This is a genomic window from Streptomyces parvus (assembly GCF_032121415.1).
Classification (GTDB): domain Bacteria; phylum Actinomycetota; class Actinomycetes; order Streptomycetales; family Streptomycetaceae; genus Streptomyces; species Streptomyces globisporus_A.
Genome location: NZ_CP135079.1, coordinates 2,504,126 through 2,528,773, shown reverse-complemented (window position 1 = coordinate 2,528,773; position 24,648 = coordinate 2,504,126). Strand labels below are relative to the sequence as shown.

15 protein-coding genes are annotated in these 24,648 nt (G+C 73.1%); 7 read left to right on the top strand and 8 right to left on the bottom strand.

Translation table 11 applies throughout. The annotated features are described in order from the left end of the window. Window positions 1–40 precede the first annotated feature (40 nt). Both RNL97_RS12255 and RNL97_RS12250 read right to left on the bottom strand, forming a co-directional pair. Entirely contained in the window at window positions 41–844 is an 804-nt protein-coding gene (locus RNL97_RS12255) for an ABC transporter ATP-binding protein (protein ID WP_030591967.1), read from the bottom strand. Next, entirely contained in the window at window positions 837–1,784 is a 948-nt protein-coding gene (locus RNL97_RS12250) for an ABC transporter permease (protein ID WP_279343873.1), read from the bottom strand. Before RNL97_RS12250 ends, RNL97_RS12255 begins: the two co-directional genes overlap by 8 nt. A gap of 143 nt (window positions 1,785–1,927) precedes the next feature. Between RNL97_RS12250 and RNL97_RS12245 the strand changes: the two genes are divergently transcribed. Further along, a complete protein-coding gene (locus RNL97_RS12245) occupies window positions 1,928–2,548 on the top strand; it encodes a TetR/AcrR family transcriptional regulator (protein ID WP_030591960.1) in 621 nt (206 codons plus the stop codon). A 6-nt stretch (window positions 2,549–2,554) separates the two neighbouring features. Here RNL97_RS12245 and RNL97_RS12240 read toward each other — a convergent pair whose 3' ends face one another. Next, complete coding sequence (locus tag RNL97_RS12240; RefSeq protein WP_030591957.1) at window positions 2,555–3,778, bottom strand: hypothetical protein; 1,224 nt, start codon at window positions 3,776–3,778, stop codon at window positions 2,555–2,557. Window positions 3,779–3,869: 91 nt separating this feature from the next. Further along, window positions 3,870–7,535: a bifunctional glycosyltransferase/CDP-glycerol:glycerophosphate glycerophosphotransferase gene (locus tag RNL97_RS12235; protein ID WP_243314148.1), complete on the bottom strand. Its 3,666-nt coding sequence runs from the start codon at window positions 7,533–7,535 to the stop codon at window positions 3,870–3,872. Between the two features lie 101 nt (window positions 7,536–7,636). Between RNL97_RS12235 and RNL97_RS12230 the strand changes: the two genes are divergently transcribed. The 6 genes from RNL97_RS12230 to RNL97_RS12205 all read left to right on the top strand — a co-directional run bounded on the left by RNL97_RS12230 (window position 7,637) and on the right by RNL97_RS12205 (window position 18,323). Then, the gene (locus RNL97_RS12230) at window positions 7,637–8,830 is read left to right on the top strand and encodes a CDP-glycerol glycerophosphotransferase family protein (protein ID WP_313750692.1); all 1,194 of its coding nucleotides are present in this window, start codon (window positions 7,637–7,639) and stop codon (window positions 8,828–8,830) included. Between the two features lie 144 nt (window positions 8,831–8,974). Continuing rightward, window positions 8,975–9,763 carry a methyltransferase domain-containing protein gene (locus RNL97_RS12225; RefSeq protein WP_030591947.1) on the top strand — a complete coding sequence of 263 codons (789 nt, stop codon included), beginning with the start codon at window positions 8,975–8,977 and terminating at the stop codon, window positions 9,761–9,763. An 11-nt stretch (window positions 9,764–9,774) separates the two neighbouring features. Then, window positions 9,775–10,644 carry a TylF/MycF/NovP-related O-methyltransferase gene (locus RNL97_RS12220; RefSeq protein ID WP_030591944.1) on the top strand — a complete coding sequence of 290 codons (870 nt, stop codon included), beginning with the start codon at window positions 9,775–9,777 and terminating at the stop codon, window positions 10,642–10,644. Window positions 10,645–10,870: 226 nt separating this feature from the next. After that, window positions 10,871–14,323, top strand: coding sequence for a bifunctional glycosyltransferase/CDP-glycerol:glycerophosphate glycerophosphotransferase (locus RNL97_RS12215; RefSeq protein ID WP_313750691.1), 3,453 nt, complete (start codon window positions 10,871–10,873; stop codon window positions 14,321–14,323). Further along, window positions 14,320–17,184 carry a bifunctional glycosyltransferase/CDP-glycerol:glycerophosphate glycerophosphotransferase gene (locus tag RNL97_RS12210; protein WP_313750690.1) on the top strand — a complete coding sequence of 955 codons (2,865 nt, stop codon included), beginning with the start codon at window positions 14,320–14,322 and terminating at the stop codon, window positions 17,182–17,184. The genes RNL97_RS12215 and RNL97_RS12210 overlap by 4 nt, the downstream gene beginning before the upstream one ends. Beyond that, the gene (locus RNL97_RS12205) at window positions 17,181–18,323 is read left to right on the top strand and encodes a glycosyltransferase (RefSeq protein WP_313750689.1); all 1,143 of its coding nucleotides are present in this window, start codon (window positions 17,181–17,183) and stop codon (window positions 18,321–18,323) included. The genes RNL97_RS12210 and RNL97_RS12205 overlap by 4 nt, the downstream gene beginning before the upstream one ends. 23 nt (window positions 18,324–18,346) lie before the next feature. On the opposite strand, the gene RNL97_RS12200 is transcribed toward RNL97_RS12205, so the two are convergent. The 4 genes from RNL97_RS12200 to RNL97_RS12185 form a co-directional block, all read right to left on the bottom strand. Further along, window positions 18,347–20,578: a bifunctional glycosyltransferase/CDP-glycerol:glycerophosphate glycerophosphotransferase gene (locus RNL97_RS12200; RefSeq protein WP_313750688.1), complete on the bottom strand. Its 2,232-nt coding sequence runs from the start codon at window positions 20,576–20,578 to the stop codon at window positions 18,347–18,349. A gap of 204 nt (window positions 20,579–20,782) precedes the next feature. Beyond that, the gene (locus tag RNL97_RS12195; RefSeq protein WP_313750687.1) at window positions 20,783–21,724 is read right to left on the bottom strand and encodes a carbohydrate ABC transporter permease; all 942 of its coding nucleotides are present in this window, start codon (window positions 21,722–21,724) and stop codon (window positions 20,783–20,785) included. Next, window positions 21,721–23,007, bottom strand: a complete 1,287-nt coding sequence (locus RNL97_RS12190; protein ID WP_030591926.1) for a carbohydrate ABC transporter permease — start codon at window positions 23,005–23,007, stop codon at window positions 21,721–21,723. Before RNL97_RS12190 ends, RNL97_RS12195 begins: the two co-directional genes overlap by 4 nt. Window positions 23,008–23,107: 100 nt before the next feature. Beyond that, a complete protein-coding gene (locus RNL97_RS12185; protein WP_243314141.1) occupies window positions 23,108–24,472 on the bottom strand; it encodes an ABC transporter substrate-binding protein in 1,365 nt (454 codons plus the stop codon). Between the last annotated feature and the right edge of the window lie 176 nt (window positions 24,473–24,648).

The window sequence follows — 24,648 nt, the reverse complement described above, 5'->3', positions numbered from 1 at the left end:
ACCTGGTGGGTGTCGGCCCCTCGGCGTGGGGGGTGTGTCCTCAACCGCCGGACGCGCTTGATCGGGTGAAGGTCTCGTAGGCCTTCACCACCTCCTTGGCCGGGCCGTCCATTCTCAGGGTGCCCGCCTCCAGCCACAGCGCGCGGTCGCAGGTCTCGGTGATCGACTTGTTGCTGTGGCTGACCAGGAAGACCGTGCCCGCCTCCGCGCGCAGTTCCTTGATGCGGTCCTTGCTGCGGCGCTGGAACTTCGCGTCGCCCGTGGACAGCGCTTCGTCGATCAGGAGGACGTCGTGGCTCTTGGCGGCCGCGATGGAGAAGCGCAGCCGTGCCCCCATGCCCGAGGAGTACGTCCGCATCGGCAGCGTGATGAAGTCGCCCTTCTCGTTGATGCCGGAGAAGGCGACGATCTCGTCGTAGCGTGCGCGGATCTGCTCGCGCGTCATGCCCATCGCCAGCCCGCCCAGCACCACGTTGCGCTCGCCGGTCAGGTCGCCCATCAGCGCCGCGTTCACGCCGAGCAGCGACGGCTGGCCCTGGGTGTGGACCTTGCCCCGGGTCGGCGGGAGCAGGCCCGCGACCGCCTTGAGCAGGGTCGACTTGCCCGAGCCGTTGGAGCCGATCAGGCCGATCGCCTCGCCCTTGTACGCCGCGAAGCTGACCCCCTTCACGGCGTGCACCTGGCGTGCGCCGGGGGTGCGGCGGCGCGAGGTGAGCCGGCTGAGCGCCGAGGTCGCGCTTCCCCTGCCCGTACGCGCGCCGTTGACCGTGTACGTGATGTGGACGTCGTCGACGACGACCGTCGGGACGCGGTGGTCCCCGGGGGTGTTCCTGTCGTCAGCCACGTCCGTACGTCTCCTCGGCCTTCCAGAAGTACACGAATCCCGCCACCCCGCACAGCAGCGCCCAGCCGGCCGCTGCCGCCCAGGCCAGATGCGGCAGCTGCTCCCACGTGTAGCTGTCGATGAGCGCGTGCCGCATGAGGTTGATGAAGAGCGCCGCCGGGTTGTACTCCAGCACCAGCAGCACCGCCCGCGGCACCCGGTCGCCGGCCAGCAGGTGGTCCAGGCTCCACATCACGCCGGACGCGTACATCCAGGTCCGCAGCACGAACGGGGTCAGCTGGGCGATGTCGGGGGTCTTCGCCGTCAGGCGGGCCATGGCCATCGACAGGCCGGTGTTGAACAGCGCCTGGAGCGCCAGCGCCGGGACGGCCAGCAGCCAGGTCGGACGCGGGTACTGGCCGAACGCCAGCAGGATCAGGGTCAGCGCGCCCAGCGAGAACAGCAGTTGCTGGAGCTGCTGGAGCGCCAGCGCCACCGGCAGCGAGGCGCGCGGGAAGTGCAGGGCCCGCACCAGGCCGAGGTTGCCGCTGATCGCCCGGGTGCCCGCGGTGATCGAGCTGCTGGTGAACGTCCAGATGAAGACCCCGGTGACCAGGAACGGGACGAAGTCCTCCACCCCGTGCTTGGTGTTCATCAGGACGCCGAAGATGAAGTAGTAGACCGTCGCGTTCAGCAGCGGCGTCATGATCTGCCAGATCTGGCCGAGCTTCGCCTGGCTGTACTGGGCCGTCAGCTTGGCCGTCGCGAACGCCGTGATGAAGTGCCGGCGCCCCCAGAGCTGCCGGATGTAGGCGGGCAGGGACGGCCGGGCGCCACTGACCTTCAGGCCGTGCCGGGCGGCCAGGGCCGCCAGCTCACCGGGGGCGTAGGTGGGGACGGCGGTGGCCGGGGCGCCCTCGAAGGGAGCCGTCACCGGGGGCGGGGCTGCTGTCTGACTCAACGATCGACCGCTTTCGACGCCGATGGGGGGAGGGGACGGTACGGTCCCGTAGGGACGCCCTCGTTGGGACGGGACCGTATCGTCGTAACGCCGAGAGTAGGACGCTTACACGTCGCAACGCAACCGTTTCGTCGCGGCCGACTATGCTGCGGGCCATGACCACCGAACGGGGAACCCGCCGCCGCGCCCCCGCGGGCGCCGCCGTCCTGCGGGAGGACGTGACCGACGCCATCCGCGCCGCCGTCTTCGAGGAGCTCGCCGCGGTGGGGTTCGCCCGGATGTCCATCGAGGGCATCGCCCGGCGCGCGGGGGTCGGCAAGACCGCGGTCTACCGCCGCTGGAAGTCCAAGCTGGCGCTCGTCCTCGACCTGGTCGCGGCCGTCGCCGCCCAGGGGATGCCCGCCCCGGCCACCGGTTCGCTGTACGGGGACGTGCGCGCCGTCCTGGAGCTGGCCGCGTACGCCCTGCGCCACCCGGTCGCCTCGCAGGTCATCCCGGACCTGCTGGTCGAGGCGGCCCGCAATCCGGAGATCTCCGAGGCGATCAAGGCCGCCCTCCTCGACCAGCAGCAGGGCGTCGCCGCCGTGGTCGTGCGGGAGGCGGTGGCCCGGGGGGAGCTGCCGGAGGGGAGCGATCCGGACCGGGCGCTCGATCTGATCGTCGGACCGCTGTACTGGCGGCTCGTCGTCGTCCGGGGCGAGCTTCCCAAGGGTTACCTGGACGACCTGGCCGCCTCGGCGGTGGCCGCCCTCCAGCACACCTGAGAATCCTCAGCCCGCCGCCACCCGTGCCAGCACCTCGCCCGTGCGCGGGCTGAACGCCAGCACCGTCGCGTTCTCCGGCAGCCGCTGGTGGCGGGTCAGCAGCAGCCACCGCACCCCGTACCGGGCGGTGATCCCGTCCCGGCGGCCCTGCGGGGTCGAGGTGTCGAGGTAGGCGGCCACCGCCCGGCTCCGCTCCCGCCGCTCCGTGGTCGCGAGCCCCGCGTCCGGCAGGGCGTCGGCCAGCACGTACGCCCCGTGCCCGGCCAGCGCGTACATCGCCGGACGGCTGTCCGTCAGGACCACCTCGCCCGGGGGCACGTACGCGGTCGCCCAGGCGTACGGCTCCCCGGCCGCCTTCACGCCCTCGGCCGCCGGAGGCGCTGTCGTCAGGCTGTCGGTGGGGACACGCGGGGCGGTGAGCCCGTTGTAGTACGGCCACAGCGCCGCCAAGGCCACCGCGCACACCACGGCGAACGCCCACCGCCACACGGCCGGCCGGATCCGGGTCCGCGTCCGGAACGCGATCAGCGCGAGGCATCCGATCGCCGCGCCGATCGCCGTCTGCGGGTGGACCAGCAGGACGAGCCCGAGCAGCCCCCCGATGCCGGCCGCCTCGAACCACCGGGGCGTCCGGCGGGGCGCCGGATCGCCGGGTTCGGCGATCCAAGCGGCCACGCGGCCGGTCCAGGCCCACAGATGCAGGGTGACCGCGACCGCGAACGTGGTCGGCGCGCTCCAGCGGGCCGGGTCCGCCCAGTGGATCAGGCCCAGCGGTACGAGGAGGAGCACCGGTACCCAGCGGTTCGGGGTCAGCAGCCGGGTCAGCCGGCCGATCCCGCTGAGCAGGAGCAGCAGGTTCACCGACGCGGCCAGCGCCACGACGGACGGGCCGGAGAGCCCGGTGGCGCGGGCGGCCAGCCCCTGGAGCAGCGCGTACGGGGAGTAGTGCGCGCTCGCCACGGCGGGCAGGTCGGTCATCGGGAACGCCGGGTGCAGCAGGTTCACCCGCAGCCGTTCGACGACCGCCGCCTGGAGCCCGGCCTCGCAGCACAGCGGAGCCTGCCAGGCCGCCGCCGACAGCACCGCCCACAGCAGGCCGCCCAGCACGAGGTACGGGGACGGCAGCCACAGGGGCGGCCGGGCAGCCTTCTCGGCCCCCTCGCCTGCGGTCGCGGCGGGCGGGAGGTCGGCGGCGGAGGACGCGGCGGATGCAGCGGAGAAGAGGGGCACACCTCATGGGTTCCGTGCGGTGGGCCCGTTCTCCCCGCCGCCACTCGTCCGAGGGATTCCGGGGTGTTCCGTGCGACGGGCCCGGAAGGGCTCAGGCCTGCTCCGCGTCCGCCAGCAGCCGGTCCGCCACCCGGGCCGCCGCGCCGCCGTCGTCCAGGTCGCAGTAGTCGCGGCGGAAGCTCTCGTACGCGTCCGCGTGCCGGGCCGCCGTCGTGCCCGTGTCGCGCAGGGCCTGGGCCACCTCGTCCGTCGTGACCAGCAGCGGCCCCGGCGCCCGGGTCTCGAAGTCCAGGCAGAAGCCGCGCACGGTGTCGCGGTAGTGCTCCAGGTCGTACGTGTGGAAGAGCATCGGCCGGCCCGTCAGTGCGAAGTCGAACACCAGCCCCGCGTAGTCCGTCACCAGGACGTCGGCGATCAGGAGCAGCCCCGCCGCCCCGGGGTGGTGCGAGACGTCGAGCACGCCGGGCCCGGCCGGGACGCTGCCGGTGACCCGGGGGTGGCGGCGCACCAGCACCGTGTGACCGGGACCGAGCGCCCGGGCCAGGGCGTGCGGGTCGAGCGCCGGGTCCCAGCGGTACGGGCCGGGGGCCGCGCGCTCGGGGGAGGCGGACGGGGGGTGGGCCAGGTGGTCGCGGTAGGTCGGGGCGTACAGCACGACGCGGTGCTCCTGCGGGATCCCGAGCCCGCGCCGTACTTCCTCGGCGGCCTTCTCCCGTACCGGCGGGAACAGCACGTCGTTGGCGGGCGACCCGGCCTCCAGCACCTCGCCCTCGTACGACAGCGACCGGCGCAGCAAGGGGGTGGCGAAGCGGCTCGGGGAGATCAGTACCGACCACTGGGCCGACCGCTGCGGCAGGGTGGCGAGGTGCTGGTGGTCGGCGTAGAGGGAGTCCGCCAGACCGGAGCCGAACCGGCCGAGCGGGGTGCCGTGCCAGGTCTGGACGACCGTCTGCCCCGGCCGCCGCTCGAACCAGGCGGGCAGCTGTTCGTCCGTGACGATCCGGCGGGAGCGGGCCAGCGCCTCGTACCAGGCGGCGCTGTGCAGGGGGACGGCCCGCGCGCCGGACGGGACGTGGGTGGTGCGGCCGGGGGCGGTACCGGTGACCCACAGGTGCTCGGCGTCCGTGCCCCGGCGCAGGAGCTCGGCGTGGACGGCGCGCGGGGAGTCGCCGCCCGCGTAGAGGACGGTGTCGCGGAGCGAGGGCGAGGGCGTGCGCGGGGTGCGGGACGTGCCGGGCGTGCGCCGGTCGGAGGGGAGCGGGAGCATACGGGGCGCGCCGGGCGTGCGCTGGTCGGGGTGGTGCGCGGCGCGCAGGAGCCGTCTGCCGTACGCGCTCCGCCCGGCGGCCGGGAGGTCGGGCGGAACGACGACGGACAGCCGGTCGCCGTGCCGCCGCTCCAGGCGCAGCGCGTTCTCGCCCCCGCCGCAGGGCAGCTGAGCGGCGGCGGAACCGAGGACGCGGACGGGACGGTCGCCCAGGCGGACCTCCCAGCGGCCCTCCGGGAGCGGCGGGGCGATCAGCGCGGAGAAGCGGAGGGCGGGGTGGGTGCCCGGGGTGCGCGGAGCACCGGGACCGCCCCGCGAGCCGCCCCCCTCCGCCGCGTCGATCGTCCCGGCCTCCGCGATCGGGACCACCTCGTGCAGCGTCTCGTGGCGCAGGACGAGATGTCCGCCGGACGCGTCCGCCGTCCCCGCCCCCGCCCCCGGATCCGCCAGGGCGTACGTCCCCGAGATCCGCAGGCCCCCCTCCGGAGTGGGGTCCACCCGGTCCACGTACGGCGGCACCGCCAGGTCCAGCACGAGATCGCCCGCAGGGTCCGGGTACGCGGGTGGCGGCAGGTCCGGGGCGGCGGGCAGCGGGACGCGGGTGCCGTCGCCGAGCAGCAGCCGGACCTGCCACCGCGTCCCGCCCACCGCCTCGACCTCACGGGGGGCCCGGTGCACGGCGGGCGGCACGGCGGCGAGTTCGGCGAGCGGCACGCGCACGGTGAACGTGACCCCGTCAGGCCGGGATGTACCCCCCTCCGGCCGGGGTGCGCCACCGTCGGGCCCGGGCCCCTCCCCATACGCCACCGGGCAGAAGCGTTCCTCGCCGCCCTCGTCGCCCTCACGGGTCAGCACCAGTGCCGTGGGCCCCGCCGTCCCGTGCAAGAGGCGGCCCGCGATGTCCAGGTAGGCCCCCGCCGTCCCGACGGCGACCGTTCGGTGTTCCTCGGCCCGGGCCCGCAGTCGCGACACCGTCAGCCGGAGCCGGCCGCCCCGGAAGTCGAGCACCGCGCGCCGCCCGTCGCCCAGGTCGTGCACCAGCGGCTGGTCCGCGCCCGCGTCCTGCGCGCGCACCGCGACCCGGCGGACCGTTCCGGGGGCGGCGAGGACCAGGCCCACCAGCCAGCCGTCGCCCTCCGCCGTCGCGGGCAGCCTCTCCGGGTCGAGGACCATCTCGAAGCCCGCGTGGTCGTAGCCGTGCAGCTCCTGACCGGAGTCCACCGTCGCCTCGGGTGCGGGAACGGACCGCACCGGCACCGGCCGCACCCGACGGCCCCGCTCCGCCCGGACCATGCCCGCCGTCAGCCGCCGGTGCGCCGACCCCGCGGGGAGGTTGCGCAGATACGCGTACCCGCGCAGCCGCAGTTTCCCGTCCGCGCCCCACCGCGCCTCCAGGAGCCGTGCGACCGCCGGGATGTCCGTGCGCGCGAGCCGGGCGCTCGCGCCGCGCACGCCGGGGTACACCGCCCGACGTCGCCCCGGCAGCCCTTCCACGGCGAACGTACCCGCCCCGTTGGCCCGTTCGAAGGCGAGGACCGCCAGCAGGTCCGCCAGGCGTCGTTCCCGTACCAGCTGCCACTTGATGCGCAGCTCCACCGGCAACCCCTCCAGCACCCCGGTCCCCGCCCGGTCGACGAAGGCCCCCGCGCCCTCCAGGAACGCCGTCCGGTACGCCTCACCGCCCATCGGCAGGCCGTCCAGGAAGTAGCCGAAGTCGTCCCGGAGGCAGGACGCGTCGTACGCCCGCCGCTGCGCCGCGTCCCGGTCGCCCAGGAACGCGCTGACCTGCTCGCACGCGGCGATCCGGTCCCGGACGCCCGTGACGTCCGTACGCCGCCGGGTGATCGAGCCCTCCCGCACCCGCCAGTAGTAGACGTGCTCGGCGAGGACGTCGACCGAGCCGGCGAGATAGTGCGCGGGAATCATCACCGGGGTGTCCTCGTACAGCCTGCCCTCGGGGAAGGCGAAGCCGTGCGCGTCCCAGAAAGACCGCCGGAACACCTTGTTCCACGCCACCCGGTCGGCCAGCAGCCGCGGATCCCGGGTGATGTGCGTACGCGACCGGGGGCCCGTCAGCCAGCGGTACTGCCAGGCCTGCTGCCGCCCCTGCCCGGTCAGCCGCCACACGTTGCCGGTCACCAGGTCGGAACCGCTCGACTCCAGCGCGGCCGTCATCCTCTCGTACGCGTCGTGCACGACGATGTCGTCGCTGTCGGCGAACGCCAGGTAGGGGACGGTGGGCGTGGTGTGCCGGACGCCGGTGTTGCGGGCCGCACTCAGGCCCGCGTTCGGCTGCCGGACCAGGCGGAATCGCTCGTCCCGGGCGGCGAACTCCGCCGCGATCCGGCTGCTGCCGTCCGTCGAACCGTCGTCGACCACCACCACCTCGATCGCGTCGAGGGTCTGCTCCGCCACCGACCGCAGGCAGTCCTCCAGATAGACCTCGACGTTGTGGACGGGGACGACGACGCTGAGGAGGGGGGGCTTCATGTCCTGGTCAACAGAGGGCGGCTCCCGGGGTCACCGGCGCTGCCCCGAACGGGTGAACGCGGGCCGCCCGTTCCCCGGCCCCGCGACTACGCTCGGCTGCCATGCCCACCCGACCCTCCGCAGCTTCCGTCAAGCGGTTCGTCCGTCGGCAGGCCATGCGGGCCGTCTACCGCACCGACCTGCGCCGCCCGCTCGACCCGAACCTCGCGGTCTACGGGGCGTACTGGAACCGGGGCGTCGCCTGCAACCCGGCCGCGATCCACGCCAAGGCCCGCGAACTGGTCCCGCACATCCGGGGCGTGTGGGTCGTCTCGTCCCGGCACCGCGACCGGATGCCGGCCGGTGTGCCGTACGTCATCGAGGGCTCGCGCCCCTACTGGCGGGCCATGGCCACCGCCACCTACCTGGTCAACAACTCCAGCTTTCCCGGGGGTTTCACCAAACGGCCCGGTCAGCGCTATCTCCAGACCCACCACGGCACCCCGCTCAAGACCATGGGGCTCGACCAGCGCGCCTACCCCGCCCTCGCCCGGAAGACCGACTTCGGCAAGATCCTCGACCATGTCGGCCAGTGGGACTTCAGCCTCTCCGCCAACCCGCACACCACCGAGGTCTGGGACCGCGTCTACCCGGCCCCGCAGGGCACGTCCTACGAACATCTCGACCTCGGATACCCGCGCAACGACGTCTACTTCACCGCCACCGCCGACGACATCGCGAAGATCCGCGCCGGCCTCGGCATCGGCGAGGGGCAGACCGTCCTGCTGCACGCCCCGACCCATCGCGACTACCGCGACGGCTTCGCCCCCGACCTCGACCCGGAGCGGCTGTCACGCCGACTGGGCCCCGATCACGTCGTGTTGGTGCGCGCGCACTACTTCTACGGGCGGTCCGCCGGGACCTGTGACGCGGCGGGGGAGGGGCGGGTCATCGACGTCACCGGGCACCCCCGGGTCGAGGAACTGTGCCTGGCCGCGGACGCCTTGATCGCCGACTACTCCTCCCTGATCTTCGACTACGCCTGCCTGGACCGCCCGATCATCGTCCACGCCCCCGACTGGGCCGCCTACCGGGCCGCGCGCGGGACCTACTTCGACCTGCTCTCCGGTCTCCCCGGCGACACCCCCGGTCCCGTCACCACCACCTCGGACGAGCTGGTGGACGTGTTCCGGACGGGGCGGTGGCGCTCCCCGGAATCGGCCGCGCTTCGCACCGCGTTCCGGGAGCGGTTCTGCCCGTACGACGACGGGCACGCGGCGGAGCGCGTCGTACGGCGGTTCTTCGCCCCGGCCTGAGTAGGAGACGCGGTCCCCGGCCGAGTGGGGCGAGGCCGGGCCCGCCACCCGGATGGCCCATTCGTGCGCCCGGCGCCGGTTCCTCCGCCCCGCGCGGTCGTTGTGCCCAACAGTTCGCTCACCCCGCGATGTTGGGAGACGTCCATGCACCGGTCCGCCTACGAGCAGATGGAACTCTGCATCAACGAGTATCTGCCCGTCGAAGGGCCTGCCTCCGGCAACGGGGCTTACCGGGTCGTCGACCTCGGGTCGCGGATCTCCGGCAAGCAGACCCGTACCCACCGGGCGCTCCTCGCCGGGCACTCCATCGACTACTTCGGGGTCGACGTCCAGGACGGCCCCAACGTCGACGCGGTGATGAAGAAGCCCTACCGCATCCCCGCCCGCTCCAACAGCGCCGATGTCGTCCTCTCCGGGCAGGCGTTCGAGCACATCCCGTTCTTCTGGGCGTCGATGCTGGAGATCGCCCGAGTCCTGAAGCCCGGCGGACACGCGTTCATCACCGCCCCCTCGCGCGGCCATGTCCACGACGCGCAGGACTGCTGGCGCTACTACCCCGACGGATTCCGCGCCCTCGCCGCCCACTCCCGGCTCGACCTGGTCGAGGCATACACCGACTTCCCCCCGCAGAGGGGGATTTGGCACGACTACCGGGCCATCGACAAGACGGCCGCCTACTGGGGCGACTCCGTCGGCGTCTTCCGCAAGCCGCGGCGCTACCCCCGGTTGACGATGTTCGTCGTCCGGGAATCCGCGGTGTGGTGGGCCAACCGGGTCGGCGGCGTGGACGACGTCCCGCTGCCCCGGCCGGTGGACGGCCGCGACCGGTGCGGCAGGCCCGCCGCCCCCGTACCCGAGCCCGCGTCCGAACCGTCCCCCGCGTCGGCCCCGGCCTCCGCCCCCGGAGCCTCACCGGAATCAATGGCAGGTTGACGAAAGGTGACATGAGCCGCAAACCGCGCGTACTGTCCCGGGGCATGGCTTGGCGCAACGCCGTCAACGGCGTCCTTCAGCAGCTCACCGGATACCAGCTCAGGCGGGTCACGGTGCCCGCCGCCCGCACATCCCCCGCCGGTCCCGCACCGGCACCGGCCGCCCCCGTACCCGCCCCGAAGCCCACGGCGAAGAAGCCCGCCCTCGCGTTCCCGGCGGACTACGACGACGAGGCGAAGGACATCATCCGCGCGGTCAAGCCGTACTCGATGACCTCGCCGGAGCGGCTCAACGCCTTCATCCTCGCCACCCGTTACATCGCCCGGCACAACATCCCCGGCGACATCGTCGAGTGCGGTGTCTGGCGCGGCGGTTCGATGCAGGCGTGCGCCCGGACCCTGCTGTCCGTCGGGGAGATGGAGCGCGACCTGTACCTCTTCGACACGTACGAGGGGATGACCCCGCCCACCGCCGAGGACCTGCGGCGCGACGGCCGGCCGGCCCAGGAACTCCTGGACGCCCAGGGCAAGGACCGGCCGATCTGGGCGGTCGCGTCCCTGGAGGACGTCAAGGCGGGCTTCGAGCACGTCCCGTACCCGAAGGAGCGCGTGCACTACGTGCGGGGCCGGGTCGAGGACACCGTCCCCGGGCAGGCCCCCGAGCAGATCTCGATCCTGCGCCTGGACACCGACTGGTACGCCTCCACGAAGCATGAACTGGAGCACCTCTACGACCGGTTGGTCCCGGGCGGGGTCCTCCTGATCGACGACTACGGCTACTGGCAGGGATCGCGGCAGGCGGTGGACGAGTTCCTGGAGAAGACCGGTGAGCGGCTCCTCCTGCTCCGCATGGACGAGGGCCGGATCGCCGTCAAGCCCTGACCCGCGTCCTTCGCGGCCTTGCCGAGCCCCGAGCCCCGTGCCCTCCCCGGTACGGGGCTCGAACGCGTCACCGGTGCGCCCCCGGGCGCCCGACTCCGCCCCTCCCGTCACCCGAACGGACCCCCTCGGGTGACCGGTGACCACGGCGCGGGTTGTACCCCATGGCCCCCGGCGGGCCCTCCCCGCGCCCCCGAAGCCCAAGTCCCCGGAAGGATCGTGCGTTGCGATGGCACCCCGACTCACCGTCGTCGTCCCCCTCTACAACGTCGAGGAGTACCTCGGTGCCTGCCTGTCCTCGCTCGCCGAGCAGACCATGCCGGACCTGGAGGTCGTCCTCGTCGACGACGGCTCCACGGACAACGGCCCGTCGCTGGCCCAGGAGTTCACCGAACGGGATCCGCGCTTCCGGCTGTTCCGACAGGAGAACGCCGGGCTCGGCGCGGCCCGCAACGCCGGAGTCCGTGAAGCCCATCCCGACGCGGAGTTCCTGACGTTCGTCGACAGCGACGACGTCGTCCCGCCCGGCGCGTACGCCCGAATGCTGGCCGAACTCGACCGTTCCGGCTCCGACTTCGCCACCGGCAACGTCCTGCGGCTGCGGGCCGACGGGGATCTCGAACAGTCCCCGATGTTCCGCAAGCCGATGGAGAAGGCCCGCCCCGCCACCCATGTCACCCGCGACTGGATCCTGCTCGGCGACCGCATCGCCTGCAACAAGGTCTTCCGCCGCACCTTCTGGGACGAGCACGCCTTCGCCTTCCCGACCGGCGTGCTGTACGAGGACATCGCCGTCGTCCTCCCCGCCCACTTCCTGGCCCGCTCGGTCGACGTCGTCGAGGAACCCGTCTACCACTGGCGCGACCGCGACGGCTCGATCACCACCCGGCGGGCCGTCCCCCGGGGCATCCGCGACCGGGTCACCGCCGTCACCACCGTCAGCGGCTTCCTCGCCGAGCGGGGTGCCACACCGGACGCCGCCGAGGCCAAGCGCCGCTACGACGCCCATGCGCTCTCCGGCGACCTGTGGCTGTTCATCGAGGCTCTGCCGGACGGCGACGCGGAGTTCCACGAAGCCTTCCTGGAGCACGCCGGCGCCTTCGCCTCCACCGTCGAACCCGACGTCTTCGCGTCCCTGCCCCTGCATCTGCGGGTCAAGTGGCAGCTCATCCGCGAACGCCGGCTCCCCGAACTCCTCGCCCTCCTCGCCGACGAGAAGAAGGACCGGGACACCTTCCACGTCCGCGGACTGCTCCGCCCCCGCGCTCACCACCCCGCCGTCCGCGACCCGCTGCCCCCCGCCGCGACCGCGCTGACCGCCGCCGACCTGCCCGTCCACGCCCACCTCACCGAGGCCGTCTGGCGGGACGGGCTGCTGCATCTGACCGGGTACGCCTATGTGCGCAACGCCCCCGGCGGAGCCCCGCGCCTCGGCTGGCTCCGGTCCGGGAAGCGGCTCATCCCGTTGCGGCTGCGCCCCGTCGGCGGCGACGAGGCCACCGCCCGGTCCGGCCGCTCCCTGCACCGGTACGACCGTGCCGGGTTCACCGCCACCGTCGACCCGCGCAGGCTCGCCGGGAAAGCGGGCGGCAACCGTACGACCTGGAAAGCGGAGGCCGTCGTCGTCGGCGCGGGGCGGCCCCGCCGGGGCCCGATGCGGCTCGTCGGCACCCCGGCCCCGCCCGCCGTGACGTACACCGACGAACGGACCCGTATCGTCCCCGTCCTGGCCGGCAACAAGCTGGAGCTGCGCACCGAACGCGTCACCGCCGTCCTGACCCGGCAGTCGGCGGTCGAGGACGCCGTCCGCCTGGAGGTGAAGGTCCTCGGCGACTCCGGGCCGGTCGCCCTCCGGCTCACCGAGTGGCGCACCAAGGAGACCCGGGAGTTCGCCCTGCGCGGCTCGCTCGGATCCCGGGCGGCGGACATCCCGCTCAGCGCGTTCCGGGGGGAGGACGACATCTGGGGCGTCCAACTCGTCGGTGAGGGAGGTCCGTTGACTGTCGCCGCCCGATCCGACGGCCAGGACGGGCGTTACGCACTGCCCGGGGGCCGCGAGGTATATGCGGCCCCCAACCCCTCGGGCGACCTCGTCCTCACCGAACGGGCCGTCCAGCCCGTCGTCACCTCCGCCGTCTGGGAGGGGACGGGCGAGCTGGTCCTCGAAGGGGGCTTCCCCGAGCCCACGGACGCCGCCCACGAACTCGTCCTGCGCCACAGCGGCCACCAGGAGGAGGCCGTCGTCGAGGTGGAGCGGGGAGAGGGCGGCGGCTTCCGGGCCGTGATCGCGCCCGCCGCCGTCGAAGGGCCCGGCGGAGCGCTGCCGCTCGCCGAGGGGCGCTGGTACCTCTTCCTGCGCACGCCGGGGGAGCGGGACCCGCAGGCGTACCGGCCGCTCCGGCTCGGCACCCCCCTGCACAGCACCCTGCCCCGGCAACGGCACGAGGGAGGGCGGGACTTCACCCTCCAGCGGCGCCACCACGACCGGCTCGTCCTGGAGTCCGGCAGCGCCCTCCCGGCCGTCGACCGGGGGCCGTACGGGCAGCGCGTCCGGCGCGAGCGGTATGCCGCGGTCCGCGCCGTCGCCCCGGCTGCGACGCGCCCCACCGTCCTCTACTCCAGTTACGACGGCCGCCAGTTCTCCGACTCCCCCCGTGCCGTCCACCGCGAACTCGCCGCCAGGGAAACGGACATCGAGCACCTGTGGGTCGTCCGCGACCAGCAGGCGGCCGTGCCCGACGGGGTCCGGCCCGTCGCGCTGCACAGCGCCGAGTGGTACCAGGCGATGGCCCGCAGCCGCTGGATCGTCACCAACACCCACCTCCCCGAGTGGTTCGAGCGTGCCGACGGCCAGTGCGTCGTCCAGACCTGGCACGGCACCCCCCTCAAGCGCATCGGCCGTGACCTCGCGGGCACTCCGCACGCCGACGCCGCGTACATGGCGTCGATGGAACGCCGGTCCGCCCAGTGGAGCGTGCTCGTCTCCCCGAACAGCTTCTCCACCCCCGTCCTGCGCCGCGCCTTCGGCTACGGGGGCGAGGTCCTGGAGTGCGGCTACCCGCGCAACGACCTGCTGTACGCCTCCGACCGGGCCAAGGTCGCCGCCGCCGTACGGGAACGGCTCGCGATCCCCGAAGGGCGGCGCGTGATCCTCTACGCCCCGACCTGGCGCGAGGACCAGCCGCGGAAGGGAGGAAGGTACGCCCCCGACCTCCACCTCGACCTGGAACACGCCCGCGAGGTCCTCGGCGGGGACCATGTCCTCCTGGTCCGGCGGCACTACCTCGTCGGCGGAACCGTCCCCGACACCGACTTCGTCCGGGACGTCTCCCGCCACCCGGACGTCGGCGAACTGCTGCTGATCGGCGATGTGCTGGTCACCGACTACTCCTCGGTCATGTTCGACTTCGCGCAGACCGGCCGCCCCATGCTCTTCCACACCTACGACCTGGCCCACTACCGCGACACCCTGCGCGGCTTCTGCTTCGACTTCGAGCACCGCGCCCCCGGACCGCTGATCCCCGACTCCGCCGGGGTCGTGGCCGCGCTCCGCGACCCGGAAGCCGCCACCGCCGGGCACCGGGAGGCGTACGAACAGTTCCGGGAGGCGTTCTGCGACCTCGACGACGGGACCGCCGCGGCCAGGGTCGTGGACCGGATGCTCAAGGGGGAGCAGGCATGAGCGACTTCAGCTGTGTGATCACCGGCGGCGGGGACGGCGAGGGCCCGGGCGGGGCCGACGCCCTGCGCGCCTGTGTGGAGTCCGTCCTCGGACAGTCGCTGCGCGGCTCCGAGGCCCTCGTCGTCCTTGCCTCCGCCGCCGACCCGGCCGTCCGCGCCGCCGCCCGCGCCCTCGCCGCCCGCGCGCCCGAGCGGGTCCGCCTCGTCCACGCCGACCCGGCCGCCCGCACCACCGGGGCCCTGCGCAACGCGGGTCTCGACGCGGCGACCGGCCGGTACGTCCTGGTCCTCGGCAGCGGCGAGCGGCTCCAGAAGCACGCCTGCCGCAACTTCTGGCACGCGGGCGAGACCAGCCGCGCCGACCTCGTCGCCGGCCGCTGGAGCCGGGTCACCGACGAGGGCGGCAAGGAGCGGGAGCCGTCCTGGCAGGGGGAGCTGTTCGCCCGTTCCCGCACCCTCTCCCGTTTCACCGAGACGCCCCAACTCGTCGTCCGGGACGCCCTGGTGACCGGGTTCTGCCTGCGCCGCGAGGCCGCCCGGCGGCACGGGCTGCGGTACGAGGAGGATCTGGCGCACAGCGAGATCCTGTTCGGCCCGCTCGCCGCCGCATCGGTCGGCCGGATCGCCCTGGTCCGCCGGCTCGTCGTGACCGGCCGGGCCGTCCCCGACCGGGCCCGTGACCTCGTCGAGCTGGTCGAGGCCCACCGCCGGGTCGCCAACACCCTCCTCGCGCAGGGGCTGCCCGAGCTGCGCGAGGAGCGGGAGAAGGCATTCCACCGGGATCATCTGGTGCCCCTGGTCCGGTCCTTCCCCGGGCTGCCCGCCGTCCGCCGCGACCGGGTCGCCGCCGCTGCCGCCCGCACGCTGACCGGACCCGTCCCGCCGGACCTGCCGCCGCTGGAACGGGTCGCCGTGACCCTGCTGGGCCGGGGCGATACCGAAGGGATCCTGGCCGCGGCCTACGCGCTGAGCCGGCCCGCCACCGTGTGCGCGCCGCTGACGACGGGCGCGGACGGGCGGGTCGGCTGGGGCGGGGAAGCTGAGGAGGCCGTCGCCGACATCACCGAACTCGGCCACCAGTACCGCCGGTTCGGCGAGATGCGGCTGATGAACCGGCTCACCCGCTGCGCCGCCGCCGACCACGGCCACCTCCTCCTGGAAGGCCGTCTCGTGCTGCCCGGGCACACCGGCCCCGGCCCCGGCGCCCCCCTCACCGCCACCCTGGAGTTCCGGGCCCGGGGCGGGGCGCGCGCCGTCGCGTTCCCGGCCGAGGTGGTCCGGCACGACGGGAACGGGATCACGTGGCGCGCGCGGGCCGACGTCTCGCGCCGCCTGCGCCCCGTCGGCGTCCGCGACACGGCGTGGGACGCGCGGCTGATCGTCGAGGCCGACGGGGCCCGGTCCGTCAGCGACCTGTTCGCCCCGCGGGACCAGGTCGCCGGTGCGGTCCGGTTCGCCGCGCGGCCCCGGCTCGGGCGGCTCGCCGGGGACACCTGGGAGCCCTACATCACGGTCAAGGACCACTTGGCGCTCCGGCTGGCCGCCCGCCGCCGCTCGGCCCGCACCGCCCACCGCCTGGTCCGCTACGCCACCCGCTTCCGGCCCGCCCGCAAGGCCAAGCTCCTCGTCCGCGCCCTGCGCAAGCGCCTCGACCGCTACCGCTCCCGCGGGTTCAAGGCCCCCGCCTACAACACCTGGCTCACCCGTCTCCCCGTGCGCCGGGGCTCCGTCGTCTTCGAGAGCCACATGGGCACCTGCTTCGGCGACAGCCCGCGCGCCCTGTACGAGGAGATCCGCCGCCAGGGCCTGAAGCTCCACGCCACCTGGTCCTACGACCCCTCCCCGGCCGGGTTCCCGGACGACGCCCGCCTCGTACGCCGCTGGTCCTGGCGCTATCTGTGGGCGCTGGCCCGCGCCGAGTACTGGGTCGACAACCAGGGCTTCCCGCAGCATCTGCGCAAGCCCGCCCACACCACGTACCTCCAGACCTGGCACGGCTCCGCGTACAAACGGATGGGGTTCGACGAGACCCGGGTCCGGCTCCAGAACGCCCCGCAGCGCGAACGGCTCCAGCAGGCCGTCGACCGCTTCGACCATTTCCTCGTCCGCTCCGAGCACGACGTGACCACCCTCGCCCGCGCCTACCGGCTGCCCGAGGAGAGGCTGCTGCGCACCGGCTACCCGCGCAACGACGCCCTGATCGCGGAGCGCACCCGGGCCGAGGCCGAGGGAAGGCTGCCGCGCCCGCCGCTCGCCGGGGCTCTCGGGCTCGACGACCACAAGAAGACCGTGCTGTACGCCCCGACGTTCCGGGGCGGCCCCGGAAAGCAGCGCAGGAGCCGGCTCCTGCTGGACGTGAGGGAGTTCGCGGAGCGGTTCGGCGACACCCACACCCTGCTCGTGCGGGCCCACTACCTGGAGTCGGCCCGGCTGCCGGTCTGCCCGCCCGGCACCGTCGTCGACGTCTCACGCCAGCACGATGTCAGCGAACTCCTCACCATCACCGATGTGTTGGTGACCGACTACTCCTCCATCATGTTCGACTTCGCCCTCCTCGACCGGCCCGTCGTGCTGTTCGCCCCCGACCTGGAGGCGTACGCGGCCGAGCGCGGCAGCTACTTCGACCTGCGGGAGCAGGCCCCGGGGCCGGTGACCGCGACCCAGGAGGAGCTGTTCGCCGCCCTCGCGGAACTGAAGAAGTCCGACACCCGGTACGCGGACCGACGCCGGGCGTTCGCCGAGCGGTTCGGCGCATACGACCAGGGCGACGCGGCCCGGGCCGTTGTCGCCGCCGTCTTCGGGCCCACCGCCTCGCGGGGCGTCCGTCACACCACCGACCACGACCGGGGGGCCGGCCGATGAGCCGCGACATCTTCATCGTCTCCAACAGCACCGACGAACTCGGCGGCGTCACCCGCTGGATGCACGAGACCGCCCGGCTCTTCGCGGACCAGGGCCACCGGGTCCACGCCGTCGGCATCCACGCCTCCGACCTCAAGATGACGCTGCCCCGGCAGCCCGAACACCCCGTCACCGCCCTCTACCCCGCCCACCCCCCGACCCCCTGGACACCCCACGGCGTCCGCGACCGCTTCCGGATCCCCACCCGGCGCAAGGAGGCCGCCCGGGTCGCCGCCAAGAAGCAGGCCGTCGGGCGGCTCTCGGAACTCTTCGCCACGGCCCGGCCGGGCGCGGTCGTCATCGTCACCCAGGTCTGGGCGATGGAGTGGGTCGGGGAGGCCGACACCACCGGGCTGCGGGTCATCGGGATGAGCCACGAGTCCTACGACTACTCCCGCGCGAGCCACCGCTACCGCTGGATCAAGAACCACTACAAGGACCTCGACCACTGGCTCGTCCTCACCGAGGAGGACGCCGACCGGTGGGCCGGGGACGGCATGAACAACGTCGGCTTCCTGCCCAACGCCCTCTCCCGCCTCCCGCTCGTGCCCTCCCCGCGCACGGCGAAGACCGTCGCCAGCATCGGCCGGCTCAGCGACCAGAAGGGCATCGACCTGCTTCTGGCCACCTGGGCCCTGGTCGCCCCCGCCCGCCCCGAGTGGACGCTCCGCGTGTACGGAGCGGGCGAGGACGAGGCCGCCCTGAAGGCACAGTGCACCGGCCTCGGTCTCGACGGCTCGGTGGAGTGGATGGGCCGCACCGACGACGTGGAGCGGGCCCTCGCGGACGCCTCCGTCTTCGTCCAGTCCTCCCGCGGCGAGGGCTTCCCGCTCGCGCTGCTGGAGGCGATGGCCGGCGGAGTGCCGTGTGCCGCCTTCGACTGCGCGCCCGGGGTGCGCGAGATCGTCCGGGACGGCGAGGACGGGCTCCTCGCCCCGGCCGGGGACGTCGCCGCCCTCGCCGACCGGCTGCTGCGCCTCACCGGCAATCCCCGGCTGCGCGACGCGATGGGCGCGCGGGCCCGCTCCGGCGTGCAGCGGTTCTCCGAACCGGAGACCCTGCGCCGCTGGGAGGAGCTGTTCGCGTTCCTGGAGCGCTGAGCCCGCCCGGGCGGTCGTCGGGGTCAGCCCCCGACGGTCGCCCCCGCCCCGTCCTGGGCGGGCAGGGCCGCGGGCGTCCGGCGGGCCGAGAACGGCACCGGCAGGGGCAGCCCGTCCGTCTCCCCGAGGAAGACCCGCCGCACCACGCGCTCGGCGGCGTACCCGTCGTCGTACGGACAGAACCGGGCCCGGAAAGCGGCCCGCAGCTGGGCCGAGCGGGAACCGCGCCAGTGGTCCGTGGCGAAGATGTCGAACAGCTCGTCCTGGCTCCGGGCGACGACGCCGGGCGGGAACGCCGTGATGTCGAAGTACGTGCCCCGGGCCGCCTCGTACGCCTCGATGTCGTCGAGGTGCAGCACCACCGGGCGGTCCAGGTTGACGTAGTCGAACATCAGCGAGGCGTAGTCGGTGAGCAGGGCGTCCGAGGCGAGCGCCAGCGTCTCCACGGACCGGTGGGCGCTCACGTCGATGATCCGCGGATGCGCCCCCCGGCCCCCGACCCCGGGGCCTCCGGGGCGCGGCGCCCGGGCGAGGACCACGAACTGCGGGCCCAGGACCCGGACCAGCCGCTCCAGGTCGAGGGAGGGCCGCTGGACACGCCGGTAGTCGCGGGGGACGGGGGCGTACAGCAGGGCGACGGCACCCTCCGGGATGCCCAGCGTCTCGCGCAGGCGCGCCACATCGGCCGGGCCGGTGCGGTGGTAGACGTCGTTGCGCGGCGAGCCGTACTCCAGTGTCGTGTACGCGGACGGATAGGCCCGTTCCCGTACGAGGGTGGAGTGAGGGTTGGCCGAGAGGGAGAAGTCCCAGGTGTCGACCGAGCGCAGCAGCTCGTCGAAGTCGGTGCCCCGGGCGGCGGCGGGCCGGTCCAGCAGATCGGTGCCCACGGTCCGCAGCGGTGTGCCCTCGTGCGTCTGGAGCAGGATCTGGCCCCGCCGCTTGACCAGCCCCCGGTCGAAGGAGCCGTCGTTCACCAGATACGCCGAGCGGGCCAGGGCTGTCCGGTGGGCGAAGGTGCCGGGCGCGAGGTGCCGGGTGCCGGTCGGCACGGTGTGGGCGTCGACGGGGCGGCAGATCCAGGCCGTCCGCAGCCCCGGGACCAGCTCGCGGACCTTCGCCTCGATCGCCGCCGGACTGCCTGCGTACCCGCCGCCGCCCTGCGTGGTGAACACCGCGTCCCGGGTGCGCACCGGCAGCCGCAACTGGATGCGGTAGTGCGCGCGCAGCGCCGCACCCCGCACCGTCCGGCGCAGGGCCGTCGCTCCTTTCCGAAGCCGGCCGCCGAGGCGCTGGGCCGCCGACAGGGCCCGGTAGGTGCGCCGCGCGCCGAGCCGCAGCAGACCGTGCCGCAGCAGCGCGCGGCGGGGGACCGGGGCGCCGGGGGTGCGGTAGCGGCGGCAGGAGGCGCTCGCCCGGCGGAAGAAGGCGGCGCGGCTGTGCGGCGGCAGCCGGTCCCGGGAGGCGAACAGCGCCGAGAAGTGGTCCAGCATGCGGCGGAATATCACCGGCCGCCACAGGGCGAGTTCGGGGCGGGAGTCGATGAACGCGAAGACCCGGTCGTACTGGTCGAAGACGTCGAAGTGCTTCTCGCTGGTGGTGGAGAGGATGTTGCCGCGCCGCCGCTGCCGGTAGGAGACGCAGACCGCGTCGAGCACCGCGATCGAATCGGCCGACATCAGGACCGGGTAGGTCCAGGGGGTGTCCTCGTAGTAGCCGGGCGGGAAGGTGAACCCCTCGGCCTCGACGAACGCGCGGCGGTACGCCTTGTTCCAGACGACCATGAGGAGTTGCAGCAGCTCGGGGCGGTCGGTGAGCCGGAAGCGCTCGGGGCCGCTCTCGTCGAGATGGGCGCCCAGGACGTTGCGGACGCTGCGGCCCGTCCAGTACGTACGGGCGTAGTCGTACATCAGGACGTCGGGCTGGCCGGTCGTGTCGATCCGGTCGGCGATGGCCTGGAGGGCGTCCGGCAGCAGGGTGTCGTCGCCGTCGAGGAAGATCAGGTAGTCGCCGGCCGCCCGGCCCATCCCGGCGTTGCGGGCCGGGCCGAGGCCGGTGTTGCGGGGCAGGTGCAGTGCGGTGACACGGTGGTCCCGGCGGGCGTACTCGTCGGCGATCGGCCCGCAGGCGTCGGGCGAGCAGTCGTCGACCACGATGATCTCGTAGTCCTTGAAGGACTGGGCCAGCACGGAATCCAGACACGCGTGCAGATACGCCTGGACCCGGAATGCGGGCACGATGACGGAGAACCGGGGCACTACACATCCATGGGTCGATCGTTCGCGGAAATCCAGGCAGAGCGCAAACGTCGGATGGAATGACAGGGTTACGCCGGACGTGGCAATCGGGGGACCCGGACGCCGAAGCGGCCCGGTTCCGGGGAACCGGGCCGCTCCGTGTTGACGTACGGCCGTGCGTTTTCGGCGGTGCGCCCTCAAGGGCGTACAGCCGTGCGGTGCGGGCTACTTGACCGCGCCCGCCATCACGCCGGAGACGAACTGCCGCTGGAAGGCGAAGAACACCGCCAGCGGGATCACCATCGACACGAACGCGCCGGGCGCGAGCACATCGATGTTGTTGCCGAACTGGCGTACCTGCTGCTGGAGCGCCACGGTGATCGGAGGCGACTCGGAGTCCGCGAAGATCAGCGCGACCAGCATGTCGTTCCACACCCACAGGAACTGGAAGATCCCGAGCGAAGCGATCGCCGGACCGCCCAGCGGCATCACGACCCGGGTGAAGAGCCGGATCTCGCCCGCCCCGTCGAGCCGGGCGGCCTCCAGCAGTTCGCGGGGGATCTCCGCGAAGAAGTTCCGCAGCAGGAAGATCGCGAACGGCAGGCCGAACGCCGTGTGGAACAGCACCACGCCGAGCGTCGTCTCGAAGATCCCGATGGCGCCGAACAGTTCGGAGACCGGGATCAGCGCGACCTGCACCGGCACCACGAGCAACCCGACGACCAGCAGGAACAACCAGTCCCGGCCGGGGAACTCCATCCAGGCGAAGGCGTATCCGGCGAACGACCCGATCACCACCACCAGCACCGTGGAGGGCACGGTGATCATGATCGTGCTGCCCAGCGAGCCGGTGATCGTCGAATTGTCCAGCAGCCGCTGGTAGTTCTCGAAGGTCAGCTCGGACGGGGCGGTGAAGATCTTCCACCAGCCGGTCGCCGCGATGTCCTGCGGATCGCGCAGCGAGGACAGCAGCAGACCGATCGTGGGCATCAGCCAGAACAGGGCGACCAGGACCAGGAAGACCCGCATCACCCCGCCGCCCGCCCGGGCGGCGATCCTGGCCCCGAGGGACTGCGCGGCCTTGGGGGCTTCGGGGACGCCCGGCTGCCGGGTGACCGCTTTCCGGCGGCCGATGCGGGCGGTGTTCACGTCCGGTGCGCTGCTCATCGCCGTCCCTCCTTCCGGATCCGGCGGATGTTGACCAGCATCACCGGGATCACCAGCAGCAGCAGAAGCACCGCGATCGCGCTGCCGATCCCCAGGTCCGCGTCCGTGCCGAACGAGGACCGGTACAGCTGGAGCGCCAGGACGTTCGCGTCGTCCTGGGAGGAGCCCGGCGCGATGATGAACACCAGGTCGAAGACCTTCAGCACGTTGATCATCAGCGTCACCAGGACCACCGCGAGCACCGGCGCCAGCATCGGAACCGTGATCCGGCGGAACACCTGCCACTCGTTGGCCCCGTCCACCCGGGCCGCCTCCAGCAGCTCGCGCGGCAGACCGGCCAGCCCGGCGGCGATCAGCACCATGGCGAACCCGGCCCACATCCACACGTAACTGCCGATGATTCCGGGCGTCACGAGGGACGGGCCGAGCCAGTCGACACCGTTGTAGGGCTCGCGGAAGTTGTCCGCGGGCAGCCGCAGCTGGGCCCCGTCCGCCGAGGCGGGAAGGGTGAACACCCCGTCCGCTCCCGCTGTGGCGGTGGCGATGACCTCGCCGTCCTTCACCGCCTCGACCTTCAGGCCCTTGAGTCCCAGCTCCTCCGGGTCCACGACGTTCGGCTTCCCGCCGCCGCCCCGGGTGAAGTCCAGCCACGCCGTGCCGGAGATCCTGTCCCCGGGGGGCGTAGGCGTGACCGTGGCCGGCCGCGCGTCCCCCGGCATCTTCGCCGGGGCCACACCGACGAGCGGCACCCGCAGCGGCTCGCCCGCCCGGATCGGCTCCTTGGAGACGAACGTCCCGCCGGCCGCCTTCTCCAGCGGGTGCACCGGCAGCGGGCGTGCCTTCGGGAAACCGGCGGACTCGTTGAACGTGTCGTGCACGCTCACCGCCACCGCGTTGGCGACCCCGCGCTCGGGAGCCTGGTCGTACACCAGCCGGAAGATGATGCCCGCCGCCAGCATCGAGATCGCCATCGGCATGAAGACGATCAGCTTGAACGCGGTGCCCCAGCGGATCCGTTCGGTCAGCACCGCGAAGATCAGCCCCAGCGCGGTGGCGACCGTCGGGGCGAAGACCACCCAGATCGCGTTGTTCTTCACCGCCGTGAGGATCGTGTCGTCGGTGAACAGCGCCTCGTAGTTGTCGAACCCCGCGAAGCCTGTTCCGGCCTGGTCGAAGAACGACCGGTAGACCGAATACCCGATCGGATAGAGCACCAGCGCACCGAGCAGCACCAGCGCGGGCAGCAGGAACACCGCCGCCACGACCCTGCGGGTGCCGGTCACGCTGCGGCCGGGCTTCTTCGGGCCGGGGGACGGGCGGGGACTCGTGTCGTCGGCGGGGGGCGCCGCACCGGCGCCCCCCGCGGTCGCTGTCGTCACGGCGTCAGCTCTTGTACGCCTTGACCGCTTCGGACTCCAGTTTCTTCTGGGTCCCCGCGATGTCCTTCGGATTCTTCAGGAAGTCCTGGAGAATCTTCCACTCGCCCGCCCCGGGCGTCCCGCCGAACGACTGCGGGGCCTGGTCGGACATGTCGAACCGGACGTCGTCACCCGCGTCGATCAGCGCCTGCGCCATCGTGCGCTGCACCTCGTTCGGGTACGCCTTCAGGTCGAGGCCCTTGTTCGGGGAGATGAACCCGCCCGCCTCGGCCCAGATCTTCGCCGCGTCCGCCGACGCCAGCCAGGTCAGCAGCGCCTGTGCGCCCTTGCTGTCCTTCAGCGCCACCGCCGCGTCGCCGCCGGTCACCACGGGCGAGTCCGCGCCGACCGCCGGGAACGGGAACACCTTGGCGTCCGTACCGATCTCCGCCTCGGTCTGCGCGATGTTGATGGCGACGAAGTCACCCTCGAAAACCATCGCGCCCTTGGGCTGGTCGCCTCCGGTGAAGGTCTGCGTCACCGAGGCCGGGAACTCCGTCTGGAGCGCGCCGTCCGCACCGCCCGCGATCAGCTCCGGCTTCCCGAACAGCTCGGCCAGCGTGGTCAGCGCGTCCTTCACGGACGGGTCGGTCCACGGGATCTCGTGCCGCGCCAGCTGGTCGTACTTCTCGGGGCCCGCCTGCGAGAGGTAGACGTTCTCGAACCAGTCGGTCAGCGTCCACCCGTCCGCGCCGCCCACCGAGACCGGGGTGACGCCGGAGGCGCCCACCGTCTCGGCGGTGGTCAGGAAGTCCTTCCAGGTCTTCGGCTCGCTCGCCCCCGCGTTGTCGAACGCGGCGGCGTTGTACCAGATCAGAGACTTGTTGGCGGCCTTGAAATACACCCCGTACTGGGTGCCGTCGACCGCGCCGAGGTCCTGCCAGACCTTGGCGTAGTTCTGGCCGAGCTGGGCCCGCGCCTCGGGGCCGACCGGCTTGGCCCACTTCTTCGCGGCCGCCTGCTGGATCGCACCGACCTGCGGGATCATCGCCACGTCCGGCGGCTGCTTGCCCGCGATCTTGGTGCCCAGGAAGTTGATGATCGGGTCCTGCGCCGGGACGAACGTGACGTCCGCGCCCGTACGCTTCTCGAACTCGTCCAGCACCTTGGTGAAGTTGGCCTGCTCGGGCCCGGTCCAGACCGCGGCGACGGAGACCTTCTCCCCGTCCAGCTTCGGCAGGTCGACCGTGGACGCGCTGTCCGTGCCCTTGCCGGAGTCGTCGCCCGACTCCTTCTTGCCGTCGCCGTCGCCCCCGCAGCCGGTGAGCGCCAGAGCGCCGACCGCCGCGAACACGACCGCGGCCCTGCGTATCGAGAAGGTTGTGCGCATTCCTGCCCCGTTTCTTCCCTGTGCGCCCGGCCACATCGCATGCCCGGACCACGTCGTCCGTGCGCACAGTCCTACGCCCGGCGCACGGGCCCCGCAATACCGCCGGAGGCCCCAACGGGCCGATCGTGATCGCCTCGTGACGTCAGGTCAGGGCATGTCGGAAGCCTCCCCGGGCA